This is a genomic window from Ferrovibrio sp. GW821-FHT12F09 (assembly GCF_058806775.1).
On sequence record NZ_JBXAPZ010000002.1, the window covers coordinates 1,424,957 to 1,440,693 of the forward strand.

At 58.9% G+C, this 15,737-nt stretch carries 12 protein-coding genes; 3 read left to right on the plus strand and 9 right to left on the minus strand.

Annotated features, from left to right (window positions below; all coding sequences use genetic code 11):
- Positions 1–62 precede the first annotated feature (62 nt).
- On the plus strand, positions 63–1,127 hold the full coding sequence (locus AC1ROB_RS19975; RefSeq protein ID WP_492969350.1) for a putative sugar O-methyltransferase: 1,065 nt from the start codon (positions 63–65) through the stop codon (positions 1,125–1,127).
- 159 nt (positions 1,128–1,286) lie between these two features.
- Here the strand turns inward: AC1ROB_RS19975 and pyk are convergent, their stop codons facing one another.
- The 9 genes from pyk to AC1ROB_RS20020 form a co-directional block, all read right to left on the minus strand.
- The gene (gene pyk, locus AC1ROB_RS19980; protein WP_492969349.1) at positions 1,287–2,717 is read right to left on the minus strand and encodes a pyruvate kinase; all 1,431 of its coding nucleotides are present in this window, start codon (positions 2,715–2,717) and stop codon (positions 1,287–1,289) included.
- Position 2,718: 1 nt separating this feature from the next.
- Positions 2,719–3,795, minus strand: coding sequence for a sulfate adenylyltransferase (gene sat, locus AC1ROB_RS19985; protein WP_492969348.1), 1,077 nt, complete (start codon positions 3,793–3,795; stop codon positions 2,719–2,721).
- Positions 3,792–4,328 carry an adenylyl-sulfate kinase gene (locus AC1ROB_RS19990; protein ID WP_492969347.1) on the minus strand — a complete coding sequence of 179 codons (537 nt, stop codon included), beginning with the start codon at positions 4,326–4,328 and terminating at the stop codon, positions 3,792–3,794. The genes sat and AC1ROB_RS19990 overlap by 4 nt, the downstream gene beginning before the upstream one ends.
- A gap of 32 nt (positions 4,329–4,360) precedes the next feature.
- On the minus strand, positions 4,361–5,596 hold the full coding sequence (locus AC1ROB_RS19995) for a cation:proton antiporter (protein ID WP_492969346.1): 1,236 nt from the start codon (positions 5,594–5,596) through the stop codon (positions 4,361–4,363).
- 240 nt (positions 5,597–5,836) lie between these two features.
- A complete protein-coding gene (locus AC1ROB_RS20000; RefSeq protein ID WP_492969345.1) occupies positions 5,837–6,400 on the minus strand; it encodes an acyltransferase in 564 nt (187 codons plus the stop codon).
- Positions 6,401–6,411: 11 nt separating this feature from the next.
- A complete protein-coding gene (locus tag AC1ROB_RS20005) occupies positions 6,412–7,386 on the minus strand; it encodes a Gfo/Idh/MocA family protein (protein ID WP_492969344.1) in 975 nt (324 codons plus the stop codon).
- Between the two features lie 680 nt (positions 7,387–8,066).
- Positions 8,067–8,252: an amino acid synthesis family protein gene (locus AC1ROB_RS20010; RefSeq protein ID WP_492969343.1), complete on the minus strand. Its 186-nt coding sequence runs from the start codon at positions 8,250–8,252 to the stop codon at positions 8,067–8,069.
- A 56-nt stretch (positions 8,253–8,308) separates the two neighbouring features.
- Positions 8,309–8,650 (minus strand): amino acid synthesis family protein, encoded by a 342-nt coding sequence (locus AC1ROB_RS20015; RefSeq protein WP_492969342.1) that lies wholly within the window; start codon positions 8,648–8,650, stop codon positions 8,309–8,311.
- 535 nt (positions 8,651–9,185) lie between these two features.
- Positions 9,186–9,608, minus strand: a complete 423-nt coding sequence (locus tag AC1ROB_RS20020) for a response regulator transcription factor (RefSeq protein WP_492969341.1) — start codon at positions 9,606–9,608, stop codon at positions 9,186–9,188.
- Here AC1ROB_RS20020 and AC1ROB_RS20025 point away from each other — a divergent pair.
- Together AC1ROB_RS20025 and AC1ROB_RS20030 are read left to right on the plus strand one after the other, a co-directional pair.
- A complete protein-coding gene (locus AC1ROB_RS20025; RefSeq protein ID WP_492969340.1) occupies positions 9,607–9,807 on the plus strand; it encodes a hypothetical protein in 201 nt (66 codons plus the stop codon). The genes AC1ROB_RS20020 and AC1ROB_RS20025 overlap by 2 nt on opposite strands.
- A 134-nt stretch (positions 9,808–9,941) precedes the next feature.
- Positions 9,942–15,728: a hybrid sensor histidine kinase/response regulator gene (locus AC1ROB_RS20030; protein ID WP_493031533.1), complete on the plus strand. Its 5,787-nt coding sequence runs from the start codon at positions 9,942–9,944 to the stop codon at positions 15,726–15,728.
- Positions 15,729–15,737: the final 9 nt, after the last annotated feature.

A 15,737-nucleotide genomic window follows, 5' to 3' on the forward strand; every position in this document is an offset into this window, starting at 1 on the left:
TAAGTTCCAGCCAGAGACTGTAGCCTGTAGTAACACCAACCGTAAGAAAATCGAGCGCCGCCATGCACGTGACTGACGATACCGCACTTCTGTCGATGCTATTGCATGACTCCGAACAGGCCTCAGAGCTTTATCGCCCGACACCTTATTGGCAGCCCTATGCGGCGCGCATCACCGCTGAACTGCAGCGCACGGGGCTCAACCGCTTTCGGCGCAACCAGACAATCCTGAAGGGCTTTGGAGTTGGCGGCATCCCTCACCCCACCTTGCCACGCGCCGCCTGGAAACGTGCGATCTGGCTCGGTCTGGAAAGCCTGCCGGGTGTAAGAACGATTCTGGCCGAATACAAAAGACTTCTGCGCGCAACATCGGCGCAGTTGCGCCAAGCCGAGATTGCATTGGCGCGCCAGCATCTGGCGGCCGTGGCCGCGCGCTTTCCCACGATGCGCATCCCCGATGGCATTGCCAACGGTGACGCCGACGACGCCTTCGACTGGAACGGCAACACGGTAACCGCCCATTGGGTGATGTACCTGACCAGAGCCGCCGACTTTTACAGCCAGGTCAAACCGGAGGGCGTGACGTCAATACTGGAAATCGGCCCCGGGCTTGGCCTTTCCAGCCTGGCCCATATCGCTCTGAATCCTTACCTGCGCACCATTGTAAATATCGATATCGTGCCGGTGGCCTATGTCAGCAGCCGCTTCCTGGAAAGCAGCCCGTCACTGCGTGTGATCAATTATGCGGCCGTCAGAAACAGCGAGGCCATTGTCATTGAACCGTTGGGCGACAAGCCTACGCTGTGGTCGCTTCCCGCCTGGACGCTGCCGAAAATCCAGGGCGACATTGACTATACCTTCAACGCCTTCTCCTTCCAGGAAATGGAAGAAGCGACCTGCCAGAACTATGCCCGCGACATCATGCGCCTGACCAAAAGCGGCGTTCAATTGCACAGCCGCACCGGAGGGCACAAGGTGAATGCCGGCGGTCAAAGCAAACCGATTGCGATGCACGATCTGCAAGAGATGTTCAGGTCGGCATTCCCGCAAAGCACCGTTATTGGCGATTTATGGGCGGTGGCATCGCAGCGCCCGGCCGATGAGGCGCTACTGCTGAGACGGGTGTGACCGCATGCCCGCCCGCCTTACGGGCAATTGAACATAGCGGGAAACATCACCAACCAAGCCGGGCGGTGTTCCGTTGCGGTGTTCGAAACCCGCATGGTTGCGTCTCGGATACCGCTTTAGCGCATCTGCCCGATGCGCAGAACTAGCGATAGAGATCAATCAGCTTCCCCGATGCCAACCCAGCAGGGCCTGTAATTCTGCAACACGGTGAATCTGGACCGTGTTCATACGACTGGCCGTATGCGGATAGGTCACACCGGTGACAATCACCATGTCCTCGCCTACCAGAAACTGCCGCTGCCACAGCATATGCAGAACTTGGCCGATATGATCCATACTGGTTTTCGGAAATGGCACGGCACTGAACACACCGGTGGTTCCGGGGATAAGGTTGAAGCTGCGGGCAGCGGCCGCGTCGTCGCTGACCGCCAGAATTGGCTGCTGTGGTCGCTGGGCAGCGATCATGCGGGCAGCAAATCCCGAACGTGTGATGGCAACAATCTTAGTGATCGGCAGGCAACGACTGAGCGCAGGGATAACTTGAGCGATGGCCTGCGGAACGGTCTCGCCAAACGGCAGAATGGCTTTTCCAATCTGCTCCTGAGCGAAGTCCTCAGCCGCATTGGTCACCTGTCGCATCAGCGCCACTGTCTCGATCGGAAACGCTCCGACAGCCGTTTCGCCCGACAGCATGGTCGCCGCGCATCCGTCAAGGACGGCATTGGTGATGTCACTGACTTCGGCCTTGGTGGGAAACGGATTCTCAATCATCGTGTGCAGCATTTCTGTCGCCACGATGACCGGTTTGCCATACTGCCGTGCGGCAGAAATTACTCTTTTCTGGCGGATCGCCACATCGTGGAGGCTGGTCTCGACCGACAAATCGCCCCGATCGATCATGATTCCATCGGCAACAGCAGAAATACTATCGACATTGTTCATACCGCCCTGGTTCTCCACCTTGGCGATAATGCGTGGTGTCGACCCGCCGATCAGCTTACGAAAAGCTTCGACATGGCCCGGCGACTCTACAAAACTCAGCCCGATGAAATCGACACCGGTTTCGCGGGCAAAAGCGATCATCTGCTCGTCACGCGGCGTCACCTGCGGCGTGTTCAGCGTCACAAATGGCACATTGATGCCTTTGCGACTTTTGAGCTGCCCTGCCGTATCTGCCCGGCAACGAATGTCACGCCCCTCGATCGAGATGACTGTGAATTTTAGAGTACCGTCATCGGCGAGAATAATATTACCGGGCTTCAGATCAGTATGCAGATTGGGGTAATTTACCGGCACTTTTCCGGCGCTGTCATCGGCGGCATCGCTGGTCAGAATAATGGTATCGCCAGCCTTGAAACGCGGCTCCTGTGCAAGCTGGGCGGTACGGATTTTGCGCCCGGGGATGTCTAGCAGGATGGGCAGGCCAGGCAGGACGCGTCGGATTTCCGAAATGGCGTTGCGATGCCAAGTCAGATCGGCATGGGACCCGTTCAGACGCGCAATCATCATACCCGCTTCATGCAGCTGCTGCAGCATGTCTTCTGACAGGGTACGAGGTCCGATGGTGCATACGATACGGGTGCGGTTCATATCAGTCCTCGATAAACAGCGGCACGCCTTTCAGGGCGTCGACGATTTCAGGTCGCATCAGCCGCGGGTCGGGTCGCTCGCCGTCAACCAGGATGTGGCGCATATCGGTACCGCTGATCTGGCGCACTGATGAGCTTCCGGCATGCGGGCAAGTCTTCTCGGTAGCGATGCCGTCACAGGTCGGGCAGAAGAACGGGCCATGCAACCGCATAATCTCGATGCCGAGATCGCCTTCAAACTGCCGAGTCAGTTCGTGCGCGTCGTAAAGTCCATACCAGTCGCCGACGCCGGCATGGTCCCGCCCGACAATGAAATGGGTGCAACCATAGTTGCGCCGGATCATGGCATGAAACACAGCTTCGCGCGGCCCGGCATAGCGCATAAGTGTAGACAGGATCCCGAGTACGACCCGGCCCTGCGGCAGAAACGACCCGACAAGCGCGCGGTAACCACTCATTACGGCCTGCGGCGTGTAATCGCCGCGCCGCTTGCGTCCCACCAAGGGCTGGATAAACAGACCATCCACCTGTTCAAGCGCCACGCGCTGCAGATATTCATGCGCCCGGTGCGGCACATTACGGGTCTGGAAACCGACGACACGCGTCCAGCCGCGATCGCGGAATATTATCCGGGCTTCCTCCGGCGTAAGTTCATCCGCGGAAATATCAAATTGCGCTCTTTGCAGCAACTCGATGCGCCCGCCAACAAAAACAGGCTTCAGGCTATGGAAATACGCCACACCTGGATGAGCCTCATCGGTTGTCCCGAAGACATGCTGCGTTGTAGTCCGTCGGTCGCAACGATAGAAATCCGCCGGCCAAATCCGGCCAATCATCGCGCCGCCATAACTGAGGCCTATAACCTCCTCGTTGCGCAGTCTACGCGCGTCATCTTCGTCGATATCCAGAACGACCGGTAAGGAAAAGACCGCGCCAGATGGCAGCCGCATGGTTTCGACAACGGATCGGAATTCGACTTCCGTCATGAATCCGGTCAATGGAGAGAAGGCGCCCAGGCCGATCTTCTCGAGCTCGAGATACTGGTCGCGGTTCAGCGCGATAGAGGCCTGGTCTGTCACACCTGTTCGCCTCCCTTGATCTTTGCCCTCAGCCACGGCACCGTATCTACGACACTGGTAGCGACCGCTGCCGAGCCAAGACCAGCTGCAGCGTCGATGACCATGTCGGGCGCCACCGGTGCATGCCATGGCACATCGATGCCGACAACATCCCGGGTTTCACCGGCGCGTGCTCTGGCGTACATACCCTTGGCATCCCGCTTCTCGACCAAGGCCAAGGGCGCGTCGATATAGACCTCGAAATAATCTGATAGATTCTCGCGATTCCAGCGCATCAGGTCGGGGTGACAGTACAAGGCGGCAACAATCACCGGGATATTCTGCTGTGACAACATGAATGCCAGCCGCTGGATACGGCTGATCTGCTGGAAGCGTGACGCCTCATCGTAGCCAAGCCCAGCGCCAAACAAAGCCCGCACCATGTCGCCATCAATCATCACCAATGCAGGCACTTTCGGCTTGGCCATCTCATAAACGGCCTGCGAGATTGTCGTCTTCCCGGCACCCGACAATCCGGTGAACCACAGCACCATTCCACTCTCCTCACCTCAAGAATGCCGGGACATTATGACGCGTAAATCATACCACGACTCAGCCGCCAGCGCAGCCAGGCGCTGCTCATCAGCGCCGTCACGATCGATGCCATAATTAGCATGACAGCTGTCGAATCCGCGATAATGCCAAGCGCATGCGCGATACTCGCCAAGACGATGCCAGGCCCGCCGCGCGTATTCATAATAATACCGTAATCAAGCGCACTGGCACTGCCTTGCCGGATCAGTCGCAGTACAAGATATACACTCGCCACCTTCACCAATGACGAGCCGACTAAGAAACATACGACGAGCATCAAATCGAACTGCGTCGGCAGGTCGATCTTCAGACCAACCAGGGCAAAGTAGATTGGAACAAAGAACCACATGGCGATGCCCTGGATGCGCTGCTTGACTTCTTGAAAGCCCTCAGCCCGGAACCGACCAATGATCAATCCACCCATTAGCGCGCCGAAAATGATGTTCACGCCAAGCAGGCTGGCCAGACCGACCGTCGCCAGACAGACCAGCAGAACATAGCCGGTGAGTGCTGCATTCTCATGCCGGGGCGCCAGCAGGGTTCGACCGGCCCAACGCAGGACCAGTGGGCCAAGCAGCAAAGCCAATAGGGTAAAGATCGCTGTTGTGGCGATCTCGCGGCCGAAGTCGAATGGTGTGGCCGTACGGCCCTGCTGGGCGGCGGCGGCGACCGCGAGCACGGCCCATAGGATCAGATCCTGGACCGTAGCAGCCATCAGCACCACACGGGCGAGAGCAGTGTCCATAAGCTTGAGATCGATGAAGATGCGCGAAATCACCGGAATTGAGGTGATGGCGGTGCCAATGGCGATGACCAGGATGAAGGCGAGCGGGTTTGCGCCAGGCGCGGCAGGAACCAGCGGTGCGACCAGCCAGCCGAACAGAAACGGCAGAACCAGCCCACCGGCGACCAAGGCGGCGGCCAGCCGGGCTTCATGTCGATCGAGTCTAGACTTGACCAGGAAGCCGGCCGTGAACATAAGCAGGATCAGGCCCAGCCAGTAAAAGGCCGAGAGCAGCATTGTCTGCGCTGGGAAATCCGAGAACAGCCAGCGATACCAGTCTGGCAGCACACGCCCCAGCAACGTCGGGCCCAGCAGCAGCCCTCCGACAATCTCCCCAGCAACGCGCGGCAGGCGCCAACTTTCGAATAACTGCCCGCAGGCCAAGGCGACCGACAGCAAAGCTAGCAACGCAAGGAAGAGGCGGGCGACTTCGGGGTCAGACATAGGATGAAGCCTGCAACAGTTGGGAATTGGCTGGAAGACAGGCCACCAACCCTCCCCTCAGAAGGCAGGGGTAGACTAAATAGACGTCAGAAATCCCAATAATGGGTAAACGGCAGTGGCCATGCCCCCCTGAGAGGGCGCGCATTGGTGAAACTGGCCGCGACGATATCCCAGGGATTCGGCCACTCCAGCCCTGCATTACAGACATCGGTCAACCCGGCTGCCGCGGGGATAACCGATCTAGCCGATTTCCTCCAGACTGCCCGGACCGGTCAGCCGGTACCGGGTGCCATCGATCGGGCAGATCAGATCATCGCCCAAGCGACCACCGGCCCTGCTCATCCAGCCTATCTGCCGCGCGGCTACACCTGCCATAAGTGCATAGGGTGGAACATCGCGGGTAACCACCGCCCCTGCAGCAATAAAGCAATAACGCCCCAGTACATACCCGCAAACGACGGTCGCATTGGCGCCTATGGTAGCGCCGCGCTGAACCACGGTCTTGCGATACTCGCTTTTACGCTCAATCTCCGCGCGCGGGTTGATCACATTTGTAAAGACGCAGGATGGGCCGCAGAAGACGCCGTCCTCCAGAACAATATCGTCATAAACCGAGACGTTGTTCTGAATCTTGACCCGATCACCCAGTACCACGCGGTTGGCGATAAATACATTCTGTCCGAGCGAGCAGCCCTGCCCGATGATCGCGCCGCCGGATACATGGGTCCAGTGCCATATGCGGGTTCCTTCGCCGATGCGCGCCCCCTCGTCGACAATGGCGGTATCATGCTTGAACCAGTTCATTCCCTTACTCTTTACACTGGAAGCTTCAGCGTTTTCAGGATCGGGTGGTAATCACCCGTCAGCGCGGAGATCTTCGCCTGTCGTATATCATAGACCGCCTCGATGGCTGCCCGCGCCTCCTCGAGACCGAAGCCGCCGCCGCCAAGAATATCTCTATAACTGTCGGTATGAAGGTCTGTGAATCCTTCACTGAACTCCAACTCCTGCCCTCCGATCAGGATCGAGCGGTAAGTCCGCTTTCCGGCAGCCACAGCGGCAGGAGGCAGGTGGTCCGCATTAATCGAGAGGAACCAGCGCACTCGCGCACGCTCGTATTCCAGGAAACCTGCCGCAACATCAGCCTCGTGCAGGTGCATGACAGAACGGGTCCGCTTGCCGAAAACCCAGCCCAGCATATCGAAGAAATGCACCCCGATATTCGTTGCGATACCACCAGACTTCTCCGTTGCGCCCTTCCAGCTCGAATGATACCAGTTTCCGCGTGACGTCAGATAAGTCAGGTCGACATCAACGCTTTTATCCTTGGGCAAAGCCGCAACCTGCTCGCGCAAAGCGCGGATCGCAGGATGCAGGCGCAGCTGCAGGATATTGTATATCCGGCGATTGCTGTCCTGCTCAATCTCTGCCAAGCCGTCGATGTTCCATGGATTCAGAACCAGCGGCTTTTCACATATCGCATGCGCACTCGAGCGCAGTGCGAAACGGATATGCGCATCATGCAGGTAATTGGGCGAGCAGATCGCCATATAGTCGACGCCATCGCCGCGCCGGCGCAGCTTGTCTATATGCCGGTCAAAGCGTTCGAACTCCACGAAGAAGTTCGCATCCGGAAAATAACTGTCCAGAATACCGACACTGTCGTTCGGATCAAACGCCGCCACCAGGGCATTACCTGTATCCTTGACCGCACGCATATGCCGGGGCGCGATATAACCGGCCGCTCCAATTAACGCGAAGCGCTTGCCACTATCCGACGAGGACATCATCTCACTTTCACTATCGGGATTCCGGCAAAGCTCTTCAGCTACAAAATCCCAGTTTCATTCTTAACGGCTTCCTGCTTCAGGAAACCGGCGCCATGACACCCGCGTTACAAAAAGCATCCGGATGACGGGCCAGATTATCCAATGGACCGCCGCCAACGTTAGCACAGCCGAGGGAAACCATCGCCAAGCGCATCTAAACCATGCTGGCAGGACTGCCATGCAATGCAGTCAAGTGTAACAAAATTCAGGGGAAAATCACAGTCTTCGTTCACACCGTGAACGAAGAAGTGCGATCCGGACCGTCTGATCTCCTGGATACTCACAGAACAAAAAATGCCAGGATTCTGTCGGCAGGTTTCTGCATTTGGTTGAAGGGGGGTTGAACCCCAGCCCTTCAAATTGGGCCCGAACCGGCCCGTCCGGTGCACTCCATTATATTATTTATTATTAAAATACAATGACTTATTGGAGACGCTCCCACCCAGTGCCAACACTTTGCCTTTGGCAAACTGCCTGGAAGCCGGCATCCCTTCATGCGGTAAGCCCCAGCAGGACGACCCCACGGTCACGTCAGGAATTTTCCAACCTGACTACGAAATCATCCGGATGGTCAGAGGGCCCGATCTCGTAGAGCATTCGCCGCTCCACAAGACCGAGGTGGTTTCGACAGCTTCGCCCGGTCAGACCAGAGCGTCGTTGCCCAGCTCCTTGCGATCCTGCTCGCGATCACCTATGCGGGCATGCGGCCGCTCGCCGGTCGAGCCGCCAAGGGCGACAACGATCTCGTCGGCGTTCGGCGCATCCGGGATAAACATCTCCAGCGTGATGAAATGCGAGCGGGTGCCGATCTCGTGCAGATGCTTCATCGGAAGCTGGATCGAGCATCCGGCTGGCCCGCACTTGTTGGCGAATGACAGAAAGCTCAGGCATTCGCAGCCTTGCGATATTCATTGCCGAAACGCAGGTTGGGGATGATGGCCGCGGCATGCTCGATCTCACCCGACAGGCCGACCACGGCCGCCTTGCCATAGGCTTCCAGCGGCTCGCCGTCGGTTTCACGCAGCACTTCCTCGGACAGCACACGGCCGATATGAGCACAGCCATCGAGCTGATGCGGACGCAGATCGTCCACAAAGCTGCCGAACCAAGGATTTTCGATCACGGCGGCGGCACCGACCAGGGTGATCGGCTTCGACAGGTCACGACCACCCTCGACATGGAGGCGTTCCTTGTAAATAGCGATCTTCTTGATCCGGAAGGTCATGACATCAATCCATGTTTGCTGAGGAAGGTTTTCAGATGCGCCACCACCTGACCGGGGCCTCGACCAGAATCGAATGGCGCAGACCCGGCAGAATCTCCAGCTCCGAGCCGGCGATCCGTTCGTGCATCAGGCAAGACATGCGCGGATTCGAGCCAAGATCCAGTTCGCCGGTCGCCGTATCATTGATCGCAACAAAGCCCGCCAGGCTCTCGCCGGCGGGTTTTGTTGCATCTTGAGACAGGAGACGTTAAGGCCGGTCAGATGTGCCTAGCCGGACCGGCCGCTGCCCCGCGCGGCTCAACAGCCTAGCCCCATTCGACCGCGGGTCACCCGACCGGGTTGAGCCAGAATTCCTCATGTGAATCACATACATAAAATAATTCCCAATTTCCTGGGAACCCTTACGGCCAAGTCTCGTTCCTAGTTCCGCGGATTTTTGGGGGAAGGCTTGGATGACGTATCCGGCCAGAGACAGGCGGGCTAAAGAAAAACGCGGGACTGGCATGGCCGGCCAGGCAGCCACGCGTCGCTGCCATCATGCCGGACGGATGACCGCTTCCTCGGCATCCGCGGTCAGCGGCGGACCCGGCATTGCCCCTACAGCTTCGATCCCCGCAATCAACTCTTCCGTAAAATACGGCTTGGCGATCACATGCACGCCCGGATCACTGCCAAAAATTTTGCGCAGTTCAACATCGCCATATCCGGTTGCCAGCACCACGCCCAGCCCGGGCGACAGAGCACGAAATTGCGCAACCAGGCTGTCGCCTTTCAAATCGGGCAGGCCGATATCGATGACCGCACAGAAAACCTCCGTGTACCGATCACGGAAAATTTCCAAGGCGCGCTTTCCGGTACTCGCCTCGTCGACCACGTATCCCGCCTCTTCCAGGCCTGGCACCAAGGCCATGCGGAGGAGCATTTCATCATCGATGAAAAGAATGCGTTTAAGAGCCATGGCGCGTACCTCGGTTATGCGCATTCGCAGTGAGCTCGCGCTCCGACAGGACAATCTGCCGATTATTGACCGCTATCAATCGAATTCTCCTCCACCGGCCGCATCCTGTGTGCACAAAAACGCCAACCATGACCGCCTGGGTTTCTTTGTCATGACGCACAAGCGCCGCGCTTATATCCGCGACGATCACCAGGATTGAAAGTTGCATGGCCCCTCGAATGAGAAATCTTTCTTGCTTAGCCGCGACAGCGTCTGTGACTGTATGCAACGCCTTCGACGCTTGTGTTTCCTGTGTTCGGGATTCCACCGCCCGATCCCACCTGGATGACTGACATGTCGCAAACAGCAACCCTGCCCAACCCGCAAGCGCGCAACCTTCTGGCAGCCCTGCGCGCCTTTCGCCGCGGAGATTTCTCCGTGCGCCTGGCCGAGGATCTGACCGGGATCGACGGCGAGATTGCCGCGGCCTTCAACGACGTCGTCCAGATGAATGCCATGATGGCAAGCGAGTTTGAACGGCTGGGTACCGCAGTCGGCAAGGACGGAAAGATCAGTCAGCGTGGCGATCTGCCGGGCGCCACCGGTGGCTGGCATTCCTGCGTCTCCTCAGTCAATTCGATGATCGGCGACCTGGTACAGCCCACTGTCGAAGTCTCGCGCGTGATCGGTGGCGTGGCGCGCGGCGATCTGTCGCAAACCATGCAGCTGGAAATCGATGGCCGTCCGCTTCGCGGCGAATTCCTGCGCATTGGCAAAACTGTGAATACGATGGTGGGGCAGCTCAGCTCCTTCGCCTCGGAAGTGACCCGTGTGGCGCGCGAGGTCGGCACTGAGGGCAAGCTCGGTGGCCAGGCCCGCGTGCGTGGCGTCGCCGGCACCTGGAAGGATCTCACCGACAACGTCAACTTGATGGCCGCCAACCTGACCGGCCAGGTGCGTAACATCGCCGAGGTCACCACCGCGGTGGCGAAGGGCGATCTGTCCAAAAAGATCACCGTGGACGTGAAGGGCGAAATCCTTCAGCTCAAGAACACCATCAACACCATGGTGGACCAGCTCGGCTCGTTTGCCTCGGAAGTGACCCGCGTGGCCCGCGAAGTCGGCACCGAGGGCAAGCTCGGCGGCCAGGCCCGTGTGGAGGGCGTCGCCGGCACCTGGAAGGATCTCACCGACAACGTCAACGCCATGGCCACCAACCTGACCGGCCAGGTGCGTAACATCGCCGAAGTCACCACCGCGGTGGCACAGGGCAACCTGTCGAAAAAGATTACCGTGGACGTGAAGGGCGAAATCCTGGAACTGAAGAACACCATCAACACCATGATGGATCAGCTCAACTCGTTTGCTTCGGAAGTGACCCGTGTGGCCCGCGAGGTCGGCACCGAGGGCAAGCTCGGCGGCCAGGCCCGCGTGGAGGGTGTCGCCGGCACCTGGAAGGATCTCACCGACAACGTCAACGCCATGGCCACCAACCTGACCGGCCAGGTGCGTAACATCGCCGAAGTCACCACCGCGGTGGCACAGGGCAACCTGTCGAAAAAGATTACCGTGGACGTGAAGGGCGAAATCCTGGAACTGAAGAACACCATCAACACCATGATGGATCAGCTCAACTCGTTTGCCTCGGAAGTGACCCGCGTGGCCCGCGAGGTCGGCACCGAGGGCAAGCTCGGCGGCCAGGCCCGCGTGGAGGGTGTCGCCGGCACCTGGAAGGATCTCACCGACAACGTCAACGCCATGGCTACCAACCTGACCGGCCAGGTGCGTAACATCGCCGAGGTCACCACCGCGGTGGCACAGGGCAACCTGTCGAAAAAGATCACCGTGGACGTGAAGGGCGAAATCCTCCAGCTCAAAGACACCATCAACACCATGGTGGATCAGCTCAACTCGTTTGCCTCGGAAGTGACCCGCGTGGCCCGCGAAGTCGGCACCGAGGGCAAGCTCGGCGGCCAGGCCCGTGTGGAGGGCGTCGCCGGCACCTGGAAGGATCTCACCGACAACGTCAACGCCATGGCCACCAACCTGACCGGCCAGGTGCGCAATATCGCCGAGGTCACCACCGCGGTGGCGAAGGGCGATCTGTCCAAAAAGATCACCGTGGACGTGAAGGGCGAAATCCTTCAGCTCAAAGACACCATCAACACCATGGTGGATCAGCTCAACTCGTTTGCCTCGGAAGTGACCCGCGTGGCCCGCGAGGTCGGCACCGAGGGCAAGCTCGGCGGGCAGGCCAAGGTGAAGGGCGTGGGCGGCACCTGGAAGGACCTCACCGACAACGTCAATTTGATGGCGGCCAACCTGACCGGCCAGGTGCGTAACATCGCAGACGTGACGACGGCCGTGGCCAACGGCGATCTGTCCAAAAAGATCACCGTGGACGTGAAGGGCGAAATCCTGGAACTGAAGAACACCATCAACACCATGGTGGACCAGCTCAACTCGTTTGCCTCGGAAGTGACCCGCGTGGCCCGCGAAGTCGGCACCGAGGGCAATCTGGGGGGCCAGGCTCGCGTGGAAGGTGTCGCCGGTACCTGGAAGGACCTTACCGACAACGTCAATCTGATGGCCGCCAACCTGACCGGCCAGGTGCGCAACATCGCCGAAGTGACCACGGCTGTCGCTACGGGCGATCTGTCCAAAAAGATCACCGTGGACGTTAAGGGCGAAATCCTCCAGCTCAAGAACACCATCAATACCATGGTGGACCAGCTCAACTCGTTTGCCTCGGAAGTGACACGCGTGGCCCGCGAGGTCGGCACCGAGGGCAAGCTCGGTGGCCAGGCGCAGGTGGAAGGTGTCGATGGCACCTGGAAGGACCTCACCGACAATGTCAACATGATGGCCGCCAATCTGACCGGTCAGGTGCGTGGCATCGCCGAAGTTGTGACTGCCGTGGCCCAGGGCAACCTGACCCGCAAGCTGGAGGTGGAAACGAAGGGCGAAATCGCTGCCCTCGCCGACACCATCAACTTCATGATCGAGACGCTCGCCACCTTCGCCGATCAGGTGACCAACGTGGCGCGCGAAGTGGGTATCGATGGCAAGCTGGGCGGCCAGGCCAAAGTGCCTGGTGCGGCCGGCCTGTGGCGCGACCTGACCGATAACGTCAACCAGCTTGCCGCCAACCTGACCACCCAGGTGCGCGCCATCGCAGAGGTGGCAACCGCCGTGACGAAGGGCGATCTGACACGCTCGATCACCGTGGAAGCCCTCGGTGAAGTCGCGGTTCTGAAAGACAACATCAACGAAATGATCCGAAATCTTAAGGACACGACCCTTAAGAACACCGAGCAGGATTGGCTGAAGACCAATCTGGCCCGCTTCTCGCGCATGTTGCAGGGCGAACGAGACCTCAACACGGTCACCAACCTGATCTTGTCCGAACTCGCACCGCTGGTGAATGCCCAATATGCCGTGGTCTACGTCACCAATCATGATGACGATGGCGTCAACCTGGATCTCGTTGCGTCCTATGCCGCCGAGCGACAGGCCATTCTGGCGCCGAAAATCCGCTTGCGCGAAGGCCTGATCGGCCAGTGCGCCGCCGACAAGCGCCGCATGCTGCTAACCACGGCGCCAGAGCACTATCTCCGCATCGGTTCGGCTTTGGGCGACGCACCGCCCGCCAACATCCTGGTTCTGCCCGTACTGTTCGAAGGCGAGGTGAATGCGGTCATCGAACTGGCCAGTTTCAGCAGCTTCAGCGATACCCACCAGCTCTTCCTCGATCAGCTCATGGAAAGCATTGGCATCGTTCTGAACACCATCGCCGCCACCATGCGTACAGAGGGCCTGCTGCAGCAATCCCAGCTACTGACCCGCGAACTGCAGAGCCAGCAGGAAGAGTTGAAGACAACGAATGACCGCCTGGAGTTGCAGGCGAAGTCGCTGCGGGAATCGGAAGAACTGCTCAAGAACCAGCAGGACGAATTGCGTCGCACCAACGAGGAACTGCAGGAAAAAGCCGTCCTGCTTTCGAACGAGAAAAAGCAGGTCGAAGCCAAGAATATCGAAATCGAGATGGCGCGCAGCGCGGTGGAAGAAAAAGCCGAGCAGCTTGCCCTGACCTCAAAGTACAAGTCGGAATTCCTGGCAAACATGTCGCACGAACTGCGCACGCCTCTGAACAGCCTACTGATCCTCAGCAAGTTGCTGTCCGACAATCCGGACGGTAACCTGACCGAGAAGCAGACCGATTTCTGCCGCACCATTCATGCCGCCGGCTCTGATCTTCTGTCCCTGATCAACGACATTCTAGACCTGTCAAAGATCGAATCCGGCACGGTTACTCTCGATGTCAGTGACCTGCCCCTGGAAAATCTGCGGATTCATATGGAGCGTACCTTCACGCAGATCGCCAACGACAGGAAGCTCGCCTTCAACATCAAGTTCGAGAATCTTCCCACTACAGTCCGCACCGATGAAAAGCGCCTGCAGCAGATCGTCATGAATCTGCTGTCGAATGCCTTCAAGTTTACACACGAAGGCAGCGTCACACTGGAAGCGAAGGTCGCCCCGCACACCTGGGCCGTCACCCACAAGCGGGGCACCGCGAGCAACACGGCGCTCGCCATCTCGGTCACAGACACCGGCATTGGTATCCCGGAGGAGAAGCAGCGCCTGATCTTCGAAGCCTTCCAGCAGGCCGATGGCACCACAAGCCGAAAATACGGCGGCACAGGCCTGGGACTTTCCATCAGCCGCGAGATCGCCCGCCTCCTCAATGGCGAAATCCAGGTGGCCAGCACGCCGGGCACGGGAAGCACGTTCACCTTGTTCCTGCCGATGGATTTCGAGCCAGCCATCGAACAGCCCGCGCTCAGTCGCTCGCCGGCACGCTATATAAACAGCGGCGCCGAAGCTGGCCTTGCTTTGCTGGCCCCGATCGAAATCAGCGACGATCGCGACCAGATCAAGCCAGGCGACCCTGTGGTGCTGATCGTGGAAGACGACCACAGCTTCGCCTCGATCCTGCTCGATGTTGTCCGCGAGAAAGGCGCCAAAGGCATCGTAGCCACGGCGGGAGCCGGTGTACTGACACTGGCCAAGCGGTATCAGCCCAGCGCCATCACGCTTGATGTTGGCCTCCCCGATATGGATGGCCTCGCCCTGCTCGATCTTCTGAAACGCGAGCCCACCACGCGCCACATCCCGGTACATGTCATTTCGGGCGATGAGCTGCAGGCCAGCGGCCTGTCGCTCGGGGCCTACGGTTTCACCGGCAAGCCAGCCGACCGTGATACGCTGCTGGCCGCGCTGGACAAGGTCAGTCATTACTCCAAGTACGGCACCCGGGCGCTTCTGCTGTTCGATCAGGATGCCGCTCATGCAGAAGCGACAGCAAAGATGGTGCAGACCGGCGATATCGACGTCACTGTCGCTGCATCGAAGGCAGGCTTCGCTGCCTGCCTGGAGACTATGACCCCGGATTGCATTGTGGTGGATATCGGCTCCTATGACGACGAAACCACAGCGCTTGTGCAGCAGTATCGTACGCTTCACACGCAAGACCGCATGCCAGTGATCGTCTATTCGGACCAACCCCTGCCCGCCTCTGGCCAGGCCCAGCAGAAAGGCAATGACGCCCTTCTGCTGGAGGCCAAGAGCAAAGGCGAGCTGCTGGAAGAAACCTCTCTGTTCCTGCATCAGACTCTCAGCAGCATGACCGCGGATCAGCGCCATCTACTCGGCCAGGTGCACCAGAAGGATCCGACACTGCGCGGCAAAAAAATCCTGATCGTCGATGACGACATCCGCAATATCTTCTCGCTCACCAGCGTCCTTGAACAGCACGAGGTCCAGGTAATCTATGCAGAAAACGGCCGGGACGGTGTGCAGACGCTGCTGGACCATCCGGATATCGACGTCGCACTGATCGATATCATGATGCCGGACATGGACGGGTATCAGACCATGGGCGTCATCCGCCAGCATGAACAGCTGCGCGGCCTGCCGCTCATTGCCGTGACCGCCAAGGCCATGAAAGGCGATCGCCAGAAGTGCATACAGGCGGGTGCATCCGATTACATTTCCAAGCCTGTCGATGTTGATCACTTGGTTTCCCTGATCCGCGTCTGGATCCGGCGCAGCCAGATTCATGTCCTGGCCGGCGAATGACCCGGTGAC